At 64.1% G+C, this 17765-nt stretch carries 12 protein-coding genes; 8 read left to right on the plus strand and 4 right to left on the minus strand.

Annotated features, from left to right (window positions below):
* Nucleotides 1–79: 79 nt before the first annotated feature.
* Nucleotides 80–2407, minus strand: coding sequence for a polyphosphate kinase 1 (ppk1, locus tag COLINT_RS00430; RefSeq protein WP_006722301.1), 2328 nt, complete (start codon nt 2405–2407; stop codon nt 80–82).
* 285 nt (nt 2408–2692) lie between these two features.
* Here ppk1 and COLINT_RS00435 point away from each other — a divergent pair, with 285 nt between their 5' ends.
* Nucleotides 2693–3775 (plus strand): 6-phosphofructokinase, encoded by a 1083-nt coding sequence (locus COLINT_RS00435; protein ID WP_006722303.1) that lies wholly within the window; start codon nt 2693–2695, stop codon nt 3773–3775.
* On the opposite strand, the gene COLINT_RS00440 is transcribed toward COLINT_RS00435, so the two are convergent.
* Together COLINT_RS00440 and COLINT_RS00445 are read right to left on the minus strand one after the other, a co-directional pair.
* On the minus strand, nt 3772–4485 hold the full coding sequence (locus COLINT_RS00440; RefSeq protein WP_006722304.1) for a response regulator: 714 nt from the start codon (nt 4483–4485) through the stop codon (nt 3772–3774). The genes COLINT_RS00435 and COLINT_RS00440 overlap by 4 nt on opposite strands.
* On the minus strand, nt 4478–7213 hold the full coding sequence (locus COLINT_RS00445) for a sensor histidine kinase (RefSeq protein WP_006722305.1): 2736 nt from the start codon (nt 7211–7213) through the stop codon (nt 4478–4480). Before COLINT_RS00445 ends, COLINT_RS00440 begins: the two co-directional genes overlap by 8 nt.
* Nucleotides 7214–7534: 321 nt before the next feature.
* Here COLINT_RS00445 and kdpA point away from each other — a divergent pair, with 321 nt between their 5' ends.
* The 7 genes from kdpA to COLINT_RS00480 all read left to right on the plus strand — a co-directional run bounded on the left by kdpA (nt 7535) and on the right by COLINT_RS00480 (nt 16949).
* Nucleotides 7535–9358: a potassium-transporting ATPase subunit KdpA gene (gene kdpA, locus COLINT_RS00450; RefSeq protein ID WP_006722306.1), complete on the plus strand. Its 1824-nt coding sequence runs from the start codon at nt 7535–7537 to the stop codon at nt 9356–9358.
* A gap of 16 nt (nt 9359–9374) precedes the next feature.
* A complete protein-coding gene (kdpB, locus tag COLINT_RS00455; protein WP_006722307.1) occupies nt 9375–11429 on the plus strand; it encodes a potassium-transporting ATPase subunit KdpB in 2055 nt (684 codons plus the stop codon).
* A gap of 12 nt (nt 11430–11441) precedes the next feature.
* A complete protein-coding gene (gene kdpC, locus COLINT_RS00460; RefSeq protein WP_006722308.1) occupies nt 11442–12032 on the plus strand; it encodes a potassium-transporting ATPase subunit KdpC in 591 nt (196 codons plus the stop codon).
* Between the two features lie 174 nt (nt 12033–12206).
* On the plus strand, nt 12207–12791 hold the full coding sequence (locus COLINT_RS00465) for a hypothetical protein (RefSeq protein ID WP_050750526.1): 585 nt from the start codon (nt 12207–12209) through the stop codon (nt 12789–12791).
* Nucleotides 12792–12977: 186 nt separating this feature from the next.
* Complete coding sequence (locus COLINT_RS00470; protein WP_006722310.1) at nt 12978–14348, plus strand: FtsX-like permease family protein; 1371 nt, start codon at nt 12978–12980, stop codon at nt 14346–14348.
* A 41-nt stretch (nt 14349–14389) separates the two neighbouring features.
* A complete protein-coding gene (locus COLINT_RS00475; protein WP_006722311.1) occupies nt 14390–15109 on the plus strand; it encodes a metallophosphoesterase family protein in 720 nt (239 codons plus the stop codon).
* 223 nt (nt 15110–15332) lie between these two features.
* Complete coding sequence (locus tag COLINT_RS00480) at nt 15333–16949, plus strand: CTP synthase (protein WP_006722312.1); 1617 nt, start codon at nt 15333–15335, stop codon at nt 16947–16949.
* A 24-nt stretch (nt 16950–16973) separates the two neighbouring features.
* On the opposite strand, the gene COLINT_RS08220 is transcribed toward COLINT_RS00480, so the two are convergent.
* The coding region (locus COLINT_RS08220; RefSeq protein WP_039910186.1) for an ABC transporter permease at nt 16974–17765 on the minus strand (792 nt) is incomplete at its 5' end.

Raw genomic sequence — 17765 nt, forward strand, 5'->3', positions numbered from 1 at the left:
GCGCCGAGGGGTGAATCCTCGGCGCGCACTCGTCTGGATGTGTAAAACGCACCCGTCCCCAATTACACATTGGGGTTCCTTAGGAGAGCATCTCCTTGACGCCACTCACAATCATGCGCCAGCCGCGCTTGAAGCGGCCCTCGGCGGGATGGGGCGCCGGCGCGATGATGGTCGCCTCGGCCTGGACGATCTCCCCTTTGGCGGGAGCGGGCCCGCATGTGTTCGTGCTGGCCGGGGCTTGTGCGAAGCGCACGATCTTGTCGCGCGTGGCGCGTTCGACCTCGTCGGCTCGCCGCGCGCGTTCCTCTTCCGCGGTTCGGGCGCGCTCGATGGCCTGCGTCATGAAGTGCTCCTGCGCGTTGAAGGGCGCCTCGTCCTCCGCGCGGGCAACGGGGACCCAGCGTCCGCGTGCGTCGAGCTCGCGGGCCTTCACGTTGTCGCGCAGCTGGTCGGCCATGTAGTCACGCACCATGGCGCGGCAGGTGGGGTCGAGGACGGGATAGGCGATCTCGACACGGTGCTCGGTGTTGCGCGTCATCATGTCGGCGCTGGACAGGTACACCGTATCCGCCTCCTCGCCGAACGAGTAGACGCGCGCGTGCTCCAGGAAGCGCCCGACGATCGAGCGGATGTGCACGTTGTCGGTGCTGCCCTCGATACCCGGCAGCATGCATGAGATGCCGCGGATGATCATGTCGACGCGCACGCCCACGCGGCTCGCTTCGGCGATCTTGTCGATTACTTCACGGTCGGTCAGAGAGTTCATCTTGAAGAAGGCGTGCGCGGGCATGCCGGCGCGTGCACGGGCGATCTCGCGGTCGAGGCCGTCCATGACGAGTGGTTTGAGACCGGCGGGCGCGACACCGAGATAACGGTATTCGCCGTGCAGGTTACCCAGCGTCAGGTTGCGGAAGAACGCATTGGCGTCCTCGCCGATGCCTTCATGCGCCGTCATGAGCATGAAGTCGGAGTACAGGCGCGCCGTCTTTTCGTTGAAGTTGCCCGTGCCCAGGAGCGTGATGCGCTCGATGCGCCCCTGGTCGTGATAGGTGAGCTGGCAGATCTTGGAATGACATTTGAAGCCCTCGGCGCCATAGATGACCGTGCAGCCTGCCTCTTCGAGGCGCTCCGCCCAGGCGATGTTGTTCTCCTCGTCGAAGCGGGCGCGCAGCTCCATGAGGACCGTGACCTCCTTGCCGTGCTCGGCGGCCGAAATCAGGGATTCGCACAAGCGCGACTGGCGGGCCACACGGTAGAGGGTGATGCGCAGCGAGATGCAGTCGTCGTCGTGCGCCGCCTCATTGATGAGGTCGAGCAGCGTGTTCATGGACTCATATGGATAGAAGAGCAGTTTGTCGCCGGCGAGCACCTGCTCGCGCATGGGTTCGCCCGGGCAGAACATGGGGCTCGGCTGCGGTGCGAACGGGGGGAACAGGAGCTTCTCGCGCGCCGCTGCGGGGAGCTTTCCCTCAAGGGAGAAGATGAAGCCGAGGTCGAGGGGCATAGTCACGGAAAGCACCGCCTGTTGGGTCAGGTGCAGCGCCTTGCGGATGGATTTGACGGCATCTCTGCCCAGATCGCCGTGAATGGCGAGCAGCACGGGCTGCAGCCTCAGACGCTTCTTGAGCACCTTCTTCATGTGCTGGCGGTAGTCCTCGTCCTCCTCGACTCCCTCGCCGTCCGGATCGAGGTCGGCGTTGCGGGTGACGCGGATCACGGCGCTGTCCTGCGGGGCGTAGGCGCCGAAGCATGAATCGAGACATGCCAGGATGGTGTCTTCGAGCAGGATGTAGCGCAACAGGCCGTTCTCGTTGGAGACCTCGATCACACGCGGAAGGGAGGTCGGCACCTCGATGATGCCGAGCAGGCCCTGCTCATCCTCGGATGCGGACGCGAGCGTGCAGACCACGTAGAGGGCCCCGTTGCGGAGGTTGGGGAACGGGTGGCGCGGGTCGATGATGAGCGGGGAGAAGATGGGCTGCACGTTGCGGTTGAAATAGCTCCGCACCGTGTCGCGCTCGGTCCCAATGAGCTCCGCGGGCGTGATGCGTTCGATGCCCTTGACGCGCAAGAGGGATTCGATGGCGTCGAAGGATGCCGAGGCCTTGGAGAACAGCCCCGGCAGTTCGGAGAACACGGCGGCGACCTGCTCGGAGGGGGTCATGCCGCTCTTGTTGTCGCGCGGTTGGCGCTTGAGGGTCGCCAGGCTCGAGAGCCCGCCCATGCGGACCATGAGGAACTCGCGCATGTTGCTCTCGAAGATGGCGATGAATTTCAGGCGCTCGAACAGCGGCACGGATTCATCCATCGATTCGGCGAGCACGCGCTCGTCGAATCGGAGCCAGGAGAGCTCTCGGTTCTGGGTGTAGGTCATGTCGCGCTTCTTATCGTGTCCGTCATTGCCCATGATGGCCCCCTCGTGTGTTGCGGCGATACCTGGAAGTGATGATGCTGCGAAGTCACATGAATGTCTCAAGGTTATCGCCGTGTCCGGACTGAACCCGAGTGTAGCGCGCAGTCATGATGAGCTCTTTACACGCTGCTTTCGAACGTGTTAAAGACTCGCGTGAATGTAAGCGATGGGCGCGGATGAGCCGCGTGAGGCGCCGTTGGGCGTACACTGATGAACGTGTGAGAAGACCTCGGATGCCGTCCCATCGGCGGGCGCGCACCATGAACGTGAGGGGTACCTATGGTTCGAATCGGCCTTTTGACCAGCGGCGGCGACTGCCAGGCGCTCAACGCGACGATGCGTGGCATCGTCAAGACTCTCGACCATCGCTCGGGAGAGCCGGTCGAGATCTTCGGTTTCGAAGATGGCTATCAGGGCCTCATCTACAAGCGATTCCGTAAGATGACCCCCGCCGACTTCAGCGGCATCCTCACGCGCGGCGGCACGATCTTGGGCACGAGCCGCACACCCTTCAAGCGCCTCGATATTCCCGAGGCCGACGGCGTGGACAAGGTCGCCGCTATGAAGGGGACCTATCGCGAACTCGGCCTCGACTGCCTGTTCATGCTGGGCGGAAACGGCTCCACCAAGACCGCCAACCGCTTGGCGCAGGAGGGCCTGAACGTGATCGCGCTGCCCAAGACCATCGACAATGACACATGGGGGACCGACATCACCTTCGGCTTCACGAGTGCGGTCGAGATCGCGACCAAGTGCATCGACGACATCCACACCACCGCGAGCAGCCACGGCCGTGTCTTTGTGATCGAGATCATGGGGCACAAGGTCGGTTGGATTCCCCTGTATTCCGCCGTCGCCGGCGGTGCGGATGTGTGCCTGATCCCCGAGATCCCCTACGAGATGGATAACGTGATCGCCGCGATCGACCGCCGTATGCAGTCGGGTGCGCGCTTCACCATCATCGTGGTCGCAGAGGGCGCCATTTCTCGCGAGGAGGCGGCGCTGTCCAAGAAGGAGTACAAGAAGCTCGTGGCGGCGCGCACGTCGCCGTCTATCGCCTACGACATCGCCCGTGAGGTCGAGGCGCGCTGCGGGCGCGAGACCCGTGTGGCGGTGCCCGGGCACACCCAGCGCGGCGGTCAGCCCGATGCGCAGGACCGCGTATTCGCCACACAGTGTGGCGTCGAGGCGGCGTTGGGCTGCTTGGAGGGGGAGTACGGCTTTATGGTGGCCCAGCGCGACGGCGAGATGCGCCGCGTACCGCTGGCGGAGGTCGCCGGCAAGCTCAAGCACGTCGACCCTGCCAGCGACCTGGTGCGTGAGGCCCGCGCCCTCGGCATCTCCTTCGGCGACGAGGCTTAGCGGGGCTCGAGGCGCTGCATGCGGTAGCCCACTCCGACGTGCGTCTGGATCATAGTGGGATGCGATGGGTCGGCCTCGATCTTCTTGCGCAGGGTTCGCATGAACACGCGTAGGCTCGCGATGTCGCTGTCCCAGCTCGTCCCCCAGATCTCGTGCGTGATGAAGGTGTGCGTGAGCACCTTGTCGACGTTTTTCGCCAAAAGCACAAGGAGCTTGTACTCGGTGGGTGTGAGCGAGAGGCGCTCGCCGTCGAGCTCGGCGTATCCCGCGGCGTAATCGATGTGCAGGCCTCCGTTGTCGAAGGTGCTCGCCTCGACGGATTCGGCGGTGATCATGGTCGAGCGCCGCAGGTTGGCGCGGACGCGGGCGAGCATCTCCTCAACCGAAAACGGCTTCGTCAGGTAGTCGTCGGCGCCGGCGTCGAGAGCGCCGATCTTATCCGAGTCCTCGACGCGCGCCGAGATGACGATGATGGGAACGGCCGACCAACTGCGGATCTTGTTGATGACTTCGACGCCATCGATGTCCGGCAGGCCGAGGTCGAGCATGATCAGGTCGGGGTTGCGCGATGCCGCGTCCATGATGGCGGTCTCGCCGTCCGTCGCCTTCTCGACGCTGTAGCCGTGCAGGTCGAGAGCGGTCGTCACGAGGTTACGGACCGCCGGGTCGTCTTCGACCACGAGGATGCTTGAGTGCGCGGCGTCATTCATGTATCTCGATCTCCTCGGCGGGAAGGGTGAAGCGGAAGACCGCTCCATGGGGCTTGTTGTCGGCGACTTCGATGATACCCCCGTGCGCCTCGATGATGGAGCGGCACAACGACAGACCGAGGCCGAAGCTTCGATGGGAGTCGACGGGGCGAGGGCCCTCGGCGATGAAGAAGCGGTCGAAGACGCGGGGCTTGTCGCGATCGGAGACACCCGGGCCGTCATCGGCGACCTCTACGACGACGGATGAACCCTCCCGTCGCGCGCCGATCGTCACGGTCGAGCCCTTCGGCGTGTATTTGAACGCGTTCGTGATGAGGTTCGTGAGCACCTGCATGATGAGGTGGACATCGATTTTCACCAAAAGGATCTCGTCCGTGTGCGTGATGGTCACGCGGTGCCCGTGCGATTCGCGGGCGACGTGGCTGAGTGCGGCGGCGATGACCTCGTCCATGAGTTCCGACGTGAGGTTGAGTTGCATGTCGCCATCTTCGATGCGGGTGATGGCGAGGAGGTTCTCGACGGTGTCGATCAGCCAGAGCGAGTCGTTATAAATGGCGTCCGCGAGCTCGAGTCGTTTCGCGTCCTCGAGTTTCTCCCCACCATCGCGCAGCACCGCGGCCGACCCCGAGATCGCGGTGAGGGGCGTCCTCAGGTCATGGCCGATGGATCTAAGCAGGTTGGCGCGCAGTTGTTCATTTTTGGCGAGCACGGCGGCCTCCTCCCGCTCTCGCGCCGCCTTGTCGCTCTCGAGGGCGAGCGCGCACTCGCCGACGATCGACAGGACGATGGAGTGCTCGAACGCCTCGAGCACGCGTCCCTTCAGATCGATGCCCACGACGCCGAACACCTCGTTGCCCGCGCGTACCGCAAGGTAGAGGCACTGCGCCTCTGGCAGGGTGTGAGTGCTCGCCCCGGCGTGCTTGTTGTTGTTGAAAGTCCACGTCGCCACGGCGCGTTCGTATTCGGTGAACAGGGACGTGCGGTGGTCTTCGGCCCCGGCGCTCTCATACAGCGGCTCCCCGAGCAGGTCGCCGTCTGCGGGGTAGAAGACGACGTCGAGCCTGAGGAGCTTCACGAGTTGGCTCATGGCGACGCGCGCTCGCGCCTGGGGTCCCTGGGCCCGTTGCAGGAGCTGGTTGGTTTCGAGGAGCACGCGGGTCCTGAAGGCGTTTTTCGCCGAGGCGCGCGCGTTGTCGGTGAGGCGCGCGGTGAGTTCGGCGGCCACCATCGCGGTCGCGAACATGATGGCGAAGGTCACGAGGTAGCTTCGGTCGTAGCTGTCGAATGAGAACAGCGGTGTCACGAAGCAGAAGTTGTAGAGCACCACCGAGAGGATGCTCGACACGATGGTGCAGACGCGCCCCGTGGTCGTGACGGCCGTGAGCAGGGCCGTGAGGATGTAAAGGGAGATGATGCTCGAGTCGGCGAACCCGAGTCCGCGGAATGCGGTGCCAACTGCCGTGGCGATGGCGGATAGGCCCAGCGTGAGTAACATGTCCCGCCTGCTCGGCAGATGGGGTCCCGAGGCAGCTTGCCGGTCGTGGCCCCGCCTGGCCGGCGCCGGTTGATCGGGGATGATGTAGATGTCGAGGTTCGGCGCGATGGCGATCAGCCTCTCCACGAGCGACTTGCGTCCGAAGAGCGCGTGATGCAGGCCGTGCGCCTCGCCGGTGCGCCCCATGACGATCTTCGAGATGCCGGACAGTCGCGCGAACTCGGCGATCTGAAAGGCGATGTCGTCCCCATACACCGTTTCCACCTGCGCGCCGAGCTGTTCGGCGAGGGCGCTGTTCGATGAGAGGCGCGCACGTTCGTCCTCGTCCATGGTCTGGGTTCGCGGACTCTCGACGAACAGGGCGACGAGCTCGCCGTGGAAGGCCTTCGACAGCCGCGCGGCCGCCCGCACGATGCGCGGGTTCGTGGGGGCGGGGGAGAGGCAGACCAGGATGCGCTCGCTGGTGTAGTAGTCGCGGTTGCCGAGCACGCGCGCGGCGTCGGCGAGGCGTCCCGTGCGGTCGGCGCAGCGGCGCAGGGCGATCTCGCGCAATGCCGTGAGGTTCTCGATGCTGAAGAAATTGCGCTGTGCGCGGTCGGCCTGCGCCGCGCGGTACACGAGTCCGGCCTTGAGGCGCTCGAGCAGGTCCTCGGGCTCGATATCCACGAGCTCGACCTGGTCGGCGTCATCGAAGACGCGGTCGGGGATGCGCTCGCGCACGACGACGCCCGTGATGGAGGCCACCATGTCGTTCAGGCTCTCGATGTGCTGGACGTTGACCGTGGTGTAGACGTCTATGCCGGCGCGCAGGAGCTCCTCGACATCTTGATAGCGCTTTTCATGGCGGCAGCCCGGTGCATTGGTATGCGCGAGTTCGTCGACGAGGATTAGCCGCGGCGCACGGGCCAGGGCGGCGTCGAGGTCGAATTCCGCGAGTTCGATGCCGTTGTGCTCGATGGACATGTGCGGGATGCGCTCGATGCCCCGCGACAGGCGCGCCGTCTCGGGGCGCTCATGAGGTTCGATATAGCCGGCGACGACGTCCACGCCGCGCCTCTTGGCGGCGTGCGCGGCCTGGAGCATAGCGTAGGTTTTGCCCACGCCCGCGGCGTACCCGAAGAAGATTTTGAGGTGCCCTCGGCGTCCGCGGCGCTCCTGTGTGTGGGCGTCCTGTTCGAGCGCCCTGAGCAGGAGGTCGGGGTTCGCCCGTACGTCGGATGCAGCGCGTGACATTGCGAGGCCTTTCTCGCCGGTGTGGATCGATTGCGGCGGCGGGATGGGCCGCCTCGAGCATGCGATGAGTATAGGGCTCCGTTCGGGGCGCCGCATCCGCTCAGCTGCATCTTTACGGCATCTTAAGGCCGGAGGGCATCACCCTAACACCGTTTTAATCCGCTTCGCCGTTTACTGTTACCAGGCACTCGGGGAAGGGTGCCATCCGTGATTCTCGGAAGGAGCAGTTACATGAACGTCCTGATCCCGATCATAGGCATCACGTGCATCGGCCTGTTGATCTACTACATCTATATTTTGATGAGGAGTGATTCGTAACCTATGAGCGCTGCAATTCAGTACATCCTGTACTTCGCCGTGCTCGTCGTTTTGGCCATCCCGCTCGGTCGGTTCATGGCCCGTGTCATGGACGGCGAGCATACCTTTTTGTCACCCGTGCTCGCACCTGTCGAGCGGGGCGTCTATCGCCTGCTCCGCATTGACTCGCATGAGCAGATGGGTTGGAAGCACTACCTGGTGAGCGTCCTTGCCTTCTCGGGTATCGGGCTCGTGGTGCTCGTCGTGCTCCAGATGCTCCAGGCTGTCCTGCCGGGCAACCCGCAGCACCTGCCCAGCGTGCCCTGGGACCTGTCGTTCAACACGGCGGCCTCCTTTATCACCAATACCAACTGGCAGTCCTATTCCGGCGAGACCGCCCTGTCCTACCTTGTGCAGTTCATGGGTCTCACCGTGCAGAACTTCGTTTCCGCCGGCACCGGTATCGCGGTCATGTTCGCACTGATCCGCGGCTTCCGTCAGGTCAAGGAGCAGGGTCTGGGTTCCTTCTGGGTCGACCTCACCCGCACCGTCCTGTATGTGCTCATCCCGCTGAACCTCGTGTTGGGCGTCTGCCTGGCTGCCGGTGGCGTCATCTCCAACTTCCAGCCGGCTCAGAAGGCTGAGCTCGTAGAGCCCGTCGCTGTCCAGCCTAATGCAGACGGCGGCTGGAGCGTCATCGACGGCGCCCAGATCGAGGGCGACACGGTCAAGGTCGATGGCAAGGTCGTCGAGGACGCACGCGTGGTCACCGAGCAGTTCCTGCCCCAGGGCCCCGCGGCTCCTCAGGTCGCCATCAAGCAGTCCGGCACCAACGGCGGCGGCTTCTTTGGCGTGAACTCCGCCCATCCGTATGAGAACCCCAGCGCCTTCACCAACATCATCGAGATGACCAGCCTGCTGCTGATCCCGGCCGCCTGCTGCTTCACCTTCGGTATCGGCGTCAAGAACACCAAGCAGGGCAAGGCCATCTTTGCCGCCATGTTCATCTTGCTGGTGATCTTCACCGGCATCATCGCCGTCAACGAGCATGCGGGTACCCCGCAGCTGGCCGATGGCGGAGCGGTCAATATCGAGATGACCGACGGCCAGGCCGGCGGCAACATGGAGGGCAAGGAGAGCCGCTTCGGTATCGCCGCCTCCTCCACGTGGTCGGCTTACACCACCGCCGCTTCCAACGGCTCGGTTAACTCCATGCACGACTCCTACACCCCGCTGGGCGGTTTTGTCCAGATGCTTCAGATGGCTCTGGGCGAGGTCGTCTTCGGCGGCGTGGGCTGCGGCCTGTACGGCATGATCGGCTTCGCCATCCTCACGGTGTTCATCGCCGGTCTCATGGTCGGACGCACGCCTGAGTTCCTGGGCAAGAAGATCGAGCCGGGTGAGATGCGCTGGGCAGTTGTCCTGTGCCTGGCAACTCCGTTTGCCATTCTGGTGTGCTCGGCCATCGCCTGCATGGTGCCCGGTCTTGCCGACCAGCTCAACAATGGCGGCGCTCACGGCTTCTCCGAGGTGCTGTATGCCTTCACCTCATGCGGCGGTAACAACGGCTCGGCGTTTGCAGGCATGAACTGCAACATTCCCTGGATCAACGTCATGCTCGGTCTCGAGATGCTGTTCGCCCGCTTCATGCCCATCATCGGCACGCTGGCTATCGCCGGCTCGCTGGCCAAGAAGGGTAAGGTCGCCGAGAGCGCCGGCACCCTGTCTACCACCAACGGCATGTTCGTATTCCTGCTCGTGTTCATCGTTCTGCTGATCGGTGCCCTGAGCTTCTTCCCGGCCCTGGCGCTTGGCCCCGTTGCCGAGTTCTTCCAGATGATTGCGTAAAGGAGGGCGCAGATTTATGGCTATGCAAAAAGACATGATGGGCCGCGCGGTCCGCGACTCGTTTGCCAAGCTGGATCCTCGCGTCCAGATTCAAAACCCGGTCATGTTCCTGGTGTGGCTTTCCGCCGTCATGACCTCCGTCCTGGCCGTCGCTTCCATCTTTGGTGTGCAGGACGCGGGTGTGCCCACCTACTATGTGGTCGCCATCGCGGTCATCCTGTGGCTCACCGACCTGTTCTCGAATTTCGCCGAGGCGCTTGCCGAGGGCCGCGGTAAGGCTCAGGCCGATTCCCTGCGTGCGGCCAAAAAGGATGTTGAGGCCCATCGCATCGAGTCCGTTGAGGACAAGGAGCACTTCACCGTCGTTCCCGGCACCGAGCTCACGCGCGGCGACCTGGTGATCGTACGCGCCGGCGAGCAGATCCCCGGCGACGGCGACGTCATCGAGGGCGCTGCCTCCGTTGACGAGTCCGCCATCACCGGCGAGTCCGCCCCCGTGGTCCGCGAGGCCGGTGGCGACCGCTCTGCCGTTACCGGCGGTACCACGGTGCTGTCCGACTGGATCGTCGTCAAGATCTCCAGTGAGCCCGGCCAGAGCTTCCTGGACAAGATGATCGCGATGGTCGAGGGCGCCGCGCGCAAGAAGACCCCTAACGAGATCGCTCTGGAGATCTTCCTGGTGGCCCTCTCCATCGTCTTTATCCTGGTCACGCTGGCCCTGTATTGCTACTCCTGCTTCTCGGCCGGTCTTAACGACATGGTCAACCCCACGGCCGTGACCACGCTCGTGGCGCTGCTCGTGTGCCTAGCTCCCACTACCATCGGTGCGTTGCTGTCCGCCATCGGCATCGCCGGCATGAGCCGTCTGAACGAGGCCAACGTGCTGGCCATGTCTGGCCGCGCCATCGAGGCCGCCGGCGACGTCGACATCCTCATGCTCGACAAGACCGGCACCATCACCCTGGGTAACCGCCAGGCCGCCGAGTTCATCCCGGTCGACGGTGTCGATCCCGCGGAGCTGGCCGATGCCGCTCAGCTTTCCTCGCTGGCCGACGAGACCCCCGAGGGCCGTTCCATCGTCGTGCTCGCCAAGGAGCAGTTCGGTTTGCGCGGCCGCACGCTCGAGGATAAGGGTATGGAGTTCATCCCGTTCACCGCGGCAACGCGTATGTCCGGCGTGAACTACGAGGGCAATGAGATCCGCAAAGGCGCTGCCGATTCCGTGCGCACCTATGTGGAGGCAGCCGGCGGCGTGTTCTCCCAGGAGTGCGACGAGGTCGTCGAGCGCATCGCCAAGGCCGGCGGCACCCCGCTGGTCGTGACCAAGAACTGCCGCGTGCTGGGCGTTGTGTACCTCAAGGACATCATCAAGTCCGGCGTTAAGGAGAAGTTCGCCGACCTGCGCCGCATGGGCATTAAGACCATCATGGTGACGGGCGACAACCCGCTCACCGCCGCGGCAATCGCCGCCGAGGCCGGCGTTGACGACTTCCTGGCCGAGGCCACCCCTGAGGGCAAGCTCGAGAAGATCCGCGAGTTCCAGCGTGAGGGCCACCTGGTCGCCATGACCGGCGACGGCACCAACGACGCGCCCGCTCTGGCCCAGGCCGACGTCGCCGTGGCCATGAACACGGGCACCCAGGCTGCCAAGGAGGCCGGCAACATGGTCGACCTCGACTCCAGCCCCACCAAGCTCATCGAGGTTGTGCGTATTGGCAAGCAGCTGCTCATGACCCGCGGTTCGCTCACGACCTTCTCGGTGGCCAACGACGTGGCGAAGTACTTCGCTATCATCCCGGCCCTGTTCTCGCCGATCTACCCGGGCCTTGGCGCGCTCAACATCCTCGGTCTGGCAAGCCCGCTGTCCGCGGTTCTTTCGGCCATCATCTATAACGCGCTCGTTATCGTCGCGCTGATCCCCGCCGCGCTGAAGGGCGTTAAGTACCGCGAGGTCCCGTCCGGACAGCTGCTGACCCACAACCTGCTCGTGTGGGGTCTGGGCGGCATCGTTGCCCCGTTCGTATTCATCAAGCTCATCGACATGCTACTCGCGTTCTGCGGCATTATGTAAGTGGAGGTTTGTATGTTCAAAGGTGTTGCATCGCGTGCACTGGGTGTGTTCGCGCTGTTTACCGTTGTCTGCGGCCTGGGCTATACGCTCGTCGTGACCGGCATCGCCCAGGTTGCGTTCCCGTATCAGGCGAACGGTTCGCTCATCAAGGTCGACGACAAGATCGTGGGCTCCGAGCTGATCGGTCAGAACTTCGAGGATGAGGACCACATGTGGGGCCGTATCCAGAACGTGACTATCGTCGAGGGGGAGGACGGCGGGCTCATGGCCTACAGCGCCCCGTCCAACCTCTCCCCGGCGAGCGAGGAGTACCGGCAGCTTGTGGACGAGCGCGTCGAGAAGATTCGCGCCGCCAATCCCGACGCCGACATGGATGCCGTGCCCGTCGACCTGGTGACGTGTTCCGGCTCAGGGCTCGACCCCGAGATCTCCCCCGATGCCGCCGAGTACCAGGTACCGCGCCTGGCAAAGGCCACGGGCAAGAGCGAAGGCGAGGTGCGCGACATCATCGCCCAGTGCACCAAGGGCCGATTCCTGGGCGTCTTCGGCGAGCCCACGGTCAACGTGCTCAAGGTGAACCTCATGTTGGATGGTGTGCTGTAGGCGGCGTTTTCGACTAGAGATGCTTGCATGCCCCCGGTGCGGTCGCGCCGGGGGCATGATTGTTTTAACCAGCGGTTAGATTTCCTGCCGAAAACATGAGGGCGCGTCAATTGTGCTGACGGTCGCTAGCTGATGAAGAGCGTTGTGCCGGCAGTGAGGGATCAGGCGTCCGCAATGCTCATCGCGAAAGCCATGCAGGAAGAGCGGTATGAGGATGCCCAGCGTATCCTTGACGGCATCCCCGACCGCACGGTGGATAAGGAGGAGCGCCAGGCGATCTTGTATGCGCGCGAAGGAAAGGACGAGGACGCCGCACGCGTTTGGGAGGCCCGCGTGATCCGCATCGCCGCCGATTTGATGGGGGCGATTGTCGGGTTGATCGAAATTGCGTTGAGGGATGGCCGCAAAGATGATGCGCTCGAGTGCGCGCACCGCGCTCAGCTGGCATTCGAGGCACTTGGTCAGCCTGCATGGATGAGTCTGATGCCGCGGCTGGCGGCCGTGACGGCATCGGGCGATTCTGGTGAGGCGATTGAGCTTCTCGACGCCGTCATGACCTCGTTGCATGGGGGCGACTCCGCGGCACTCCAGGGTCCGCTTTACCGCTATTCGGACCTGAATGACTTGACCGACTTGACGTCCAGGATGGGTGCGCTGCTGCTTTCGGAAGTCGAGAATGAAGACGAGTATGCTTTTGTGCGTGCAGTCCCTGCCTACCGTTCGTTCGTGGAGAAATGGAAGGCCGTGGGTTCGGTGTAGGGAGCTAGGCCCGGTCATCCAAAGTGCTGGTGTTTTCGGTCGTGAACGGAGCGGTTATCTTTACTTTGGTTCGTTTCGAGGATGAGAGCCTTACATTTTCGTATGCCGCGCGTAAGCCGAATCGATGGCACGGGAGGGACGAGTTCACGAGAATGGGTGCGGTAATAACCCTTGGAAGGACTCGCCATGCAGCTATATCTCAAGCTCGCCCTCGGCAACGTTCGTCGCGGCGCACGTGACTACTCGGTGTATTTCGCGACGCTCGGGTTCGCGGCATGCCTGCTGTATTCGTTCGTCGCCTCGACCGATTACCTGGTGGCGCTTGGGTTGTCCACCGAACAAATGGGCGTGCTGGGGAGCGCGGGCGATATTCTGCAGGCGTTCTCCGTCTTCACCGTGTTGGTGTTTTTGTTCCTGGTCCGCTATGCGAACCGATTCCTGCTGCGTCGCCGCAAGCGCGAGTTCGCGTTGTACGAGCTCATGGGTATGGGCCGCGGTGCTACGGCGTTCGTGCTCATCGCCGAGACCGCGCTCGTGGGAGCGTGCGCCCTGGCGCTCGGCATCGCGCTCGGCGGCGCACTGTCCCCGGCGTTCGGCGCCATCGCCGCCTTCGTTTTCAACGTGTCGTGGCGTCCCATGTTCGCCTTTTCGGCTGGGTCCGCCTTTTGGACGGCCGGCTGCTTTTCCGTCATTTTTGCCTTGAACGCCCTCGACGGCGCGCGCAATATGACCAAGCGGCCCCTCATCGAGCTCTTTTTCGCCGATCGGACCCCCGAGGTCATTCGCCTCGGCGGACGTCTTGCAAGGGCTGGCCAGGTGGCGCTTGCGGCGGTGCTTCTCGCGATGGTGTGGGGAGCGTGCCTGTTTCAGCCCATCTACTTCATCGCCTTCATCATGCCCATGGGGTTTGCCGCGTGCGTCGCGACCGCGCTCGTCGCTCGCCTCGGTGCCTCATGGTGGGCCGATTGTGCGCGAGCTCGCGCCGAGGCATATTGGAGCGGCCTGCGCGCGTTCACCGTGCGGCAGGTCGAGGCACGGGTCTCGAGCTCGTCGATGGCCCTTGCGTGCGTGTGTGTGCTCATCGCGGCGGCGGTGTGCATGATGGTGGCCGGGTTCGCCTTCAGCGTGGGACTGCGCACACCCGAGATGCTCTCCAATGGGATGTCCGCCTCGCTCGCGCCCATCGGTTATATCGGCATCTTTTACGGGTCGGTCTTCTTGCTGAGCGCTGTGGCGGTGCTCTCCTTGCAGCAGCTTTCCGGAGCCGCCGACGCGCGTCGCGCATACGGGACCCTGGCCCAACTGGGTTGCGACCGCATCGATATGCGCTCGTCGGTGCGTGCCCAGGTGCGGCTGTATTTTTGCGCCCCGCTCGCCGGAGCGTTCATCCACGACCTGTTCGGCCTGGTACTCGTGGCATTCCTGTCGTTCGCCCTCGGCGTGCAGGGATTCTTCGCCATCGTCGCCGGCGTCCTTGGCTTTACGGTGATGCTCATGGCGGTGTATGCGCTCATGACCGCCCGCGCCGTCGAGCGGGTGGTGCTGCCGAGGGTATGATTATCGGACTATGTCACTCCGCGTGACGGGAGGTCCGTCTCATGATCTGGTTTACATCCGACACGCACTTCGGCCATGCCAACGTGCTGCATTTCACCGATCGTCCGTTTGGCGATATCGCGCATATGAATCGCGCGCTCATCAACGCGATCAACGAGCGTGTGGCGCCCACCGACGACCTGTACATCCTCGGTGATTTCTCGTATCAGATGACCGCGGTCGAGGCGGCGGCGCTGCGCGGAAAGATCAATTGCCGCAAGGTGCACATCGTGCCGGGCAATCACGACAAGGACTGGACGCACAAGGATGTGGCGGGGACGTTCATCGTCGAGCCGCCCATCGTGCGCATCAATATCCATGGGCAGAAGATCGTGCTGTCGCACTATCCGCTCATGGAGTGGCAGTCCATGTCGCGCGGGTCCTGGCATCTTCATGGGCATATCCACAGCGCGGGCAGCGTGTATAACGAGCTCAACCGCAAGCAGGGCCTCATGCGCTACGACGTGGGCGTGGATGCGAACGACCTGGCGCCGGTGAGCCTGGACGCGATTCGCACCTGGTTCGAGGGCGTGGAGTTCTACGGGCGTGCTCGCTGGTGGGAGTGGGTGAACGGGACGGGTGATCCTGCGGTGGCAGAGGATTGCGAGGTGGTCCGCGAGCTCATGGTCGAGGTGAATCGCGACCATGCGACTGCGCAGGAGTCCGCGGAGGCGTCGCGGCGATGCGCCTCGGCGCTGCGGGAGCTAGGCCTCGGACGCTAGCACCACGCGGAGCACCGGCCTTCACCGCGGCCTTCGCTTCGAATGCATGGGACTTCAACCTCAAATTAGGGACTGTCCCTCATTTGAGGTTGAGAGGGGCAATCGTTTCCAGTGCGTGAATTCGCCATACTCCCCATTGTCATGGTAGGCGGGTAGTACACTGAAATCCCGTGGAAGCGCCGGACTCCGGTGCAGATTTCGACGGGAAGTGCAGGTAAACACCATGACAAAGCATATATTCGTGACCGGCGGCGTGGTCAGCTCGCTGGGCAAGGGCATCACCGCGGCATCGCTGGGGCGTCTGCTCAAGTCGCGCGGCTACCGGGTGACCATGCAGAAGGCCGATCCGTATCTCAACGTGGACCCGGGTACCATGAGCCCGTTCCAGCACGGCGAGGTGTTCGTCACCGAGGACGGCTACGAAAGCGATCTCGACCTCGGTCATTACGAGCGCTTCATTGACGAGAATCTCACGCGCGACTCCAACTTCACCACGGGCGCCATCTACCAGGACCTCATCGCGCGCGAGCGCCATGGCGACTTCCTCGGCGGCACGGTGCAGGTCATCCCGCATGTGACGAACGCCATCAAGGCCAAGTTCCGCGGCGTCGAGGAGCAGACGGACGCCGACGTGGTCATCACCGAGCTCGGCGGCACGATCGGCGACATCGAGGGCCAGCCGTTCGTCGAGGCCATCCGTCAGTACAAGAAGGATGCCGGCGCCGAGAACGTCTGCTACATCCACGTCTCGCTCGTGCCCTATATCGCGGCGGCCCACGAGGTGAAGACCAAGCCGACGCAGCACTCCGTCAAGGAGCTGCGGAGCTTTGGCATCCAGCCCGACATCATCGTGCTGCGCAGCGACCATCATATCGAGGACGACGTGCGCGCCAAGATCGCCTCGTTCACCGACGTGGACGTGGATTGCGTGTTCACCTGCGAGGACGCCCCGTCCATCTACGATGTGCCGCGCATGATGGCCGAGCAGGATTTCGACCTGCGCGTCTGCGAGCGCCTGGGGCTCGATCCGCACGAGCGCGACATGGCGGATTGGGAGGGGTTCCTCGCTGCGAAGGACCATGCGGAAAACGAGGGCGACCCCGTGAAGATCGCGCTCGTCGGCAAGTACACCCAGCTGCCCGACGCGTACCTCTCCGTCATCGAGGCGCTGCACCACGCGGGCACGCACCTGGGCAAGCACGTGGAGGTCGAACTCGTCGATGGCGAGGCGCTCTCCGATGACAACGTCGAGCGGGTGCTGGGCGACGCGTCGGGCATCCTCGTGCCGGGCGGCTTCGGCAAGCGCGCCTTCGACGGCAAGATCACCGCTGCCCGCTACGCGCGCGAGCACCAGGTGCCGTATCTGGGCATCTGTCTGGGGATGCAGGTCGCCGTGTGCGAATTTGCGCGCGACGTGCTGGGCTATGCGGACGCGAGCTCGTCCGAGTTCGACCCGCAGTGCGCGCACGCCGTGATCGACCTGCTCGATGAGCAGGAGGGCGTGACCGAGAAGGGCGGCACCATGCGCCTTGGCGCGTATCCGTGCGCGCTCATCGCAGGCACGCTCGCTGCGGAGGCGTACGGCGAGGCGCTGGTGCAGGAGCGCCATCGTCATCGTTACGAGTTCAACAGCGCGTACCGCGAGGAGCTGGAGGCGGCCGGCTTGGTCGTGTCCGGCACGAGTCCGGATGGCGAGCTGGTCGAGATGGTCGAGCTGCGCCGCGACCTGCACCCGTGGTTCGTCGCCACGCAGGCGCATCCCGAGTTCAAGAGCCGCCCCACGCGTCCGCACCCGCTGTTCCGTGAGTTCGTCCGCGCGGCTGCGGTCATCTCGATGTAGGGACAGTCCCTGCATCGAGGTGCGTTAGACCTCGCGCACGCGCAGGCGGGCGGCCACAAGACCCGCGGACACGATCGCGACAGCGAAGAGCGCGATGATACCCAAGTCGATACCGACGGTGGCCAGAACGCTCGCATTCACCTCTTGAGCGCCGAGCGCGCAGGTCACGGCATCGTACATCCAGAAGGTGGGCGTGAAGTGCGCGACCGCTTGCACATTCGCGCCCATGAGCGACAGCGGCACCCACGCCCCGCCCAAAAACGACATGATCATGCCGCCCAGGTTGGCGATCGCGTTGAGTGCCTTCTCCCTAAAGCCGCATTGCGCGAGCGTGTAGGCGAGCGAGAGCGGGACGAGTGCGAACGCGCAAAGCGACGCGATGGCGAGCGCCACCTGCGCACCTGCGCTTGAAAGCAGTGCGCCTGCCCCGGAGGCGCCGATGCCGACGAGTGCGACCCATGCGCACACGCCGAGCGCCAGCACCGCGCATCCGGCGATGCTCTCGAATCCCATGCGCCAGCTGCTCACGGGCGCAGCGAGCTGTCGTCGCCGCACGTCGGGCTTGTTGAGCGTGGAGAGCACCACGCCGGCGACCACGACGATGGACGAGGTGACGGTGTACGAGCTAAAGGTGAGGTAGAACGCCAGGCGCGATGCCGCGGTGCTTTCCTCGGTCGTTTCAATAGTGTCGACGGCGGGTGCGATGTCGGAAAGCTTGCGCATGCCGTCCAGCACCTGCTCGGCGCTCGCGTGGGACGCGAGCGCGGCGCGGCTCGCGATGAGCGATGCCGTGCGGCTTGCGCGCTGGGATGCCAG

Source organism: Collinsella intestinalis DSM 13280 (assembly GCF_000156175.1).
Taxonomy (GTDB): Bacteria; Actinomycetota; Coriobacteriia; order Coriobacteriales; family Coriobacteriaceae; genus Collinsella; species Collinsella intestinalis.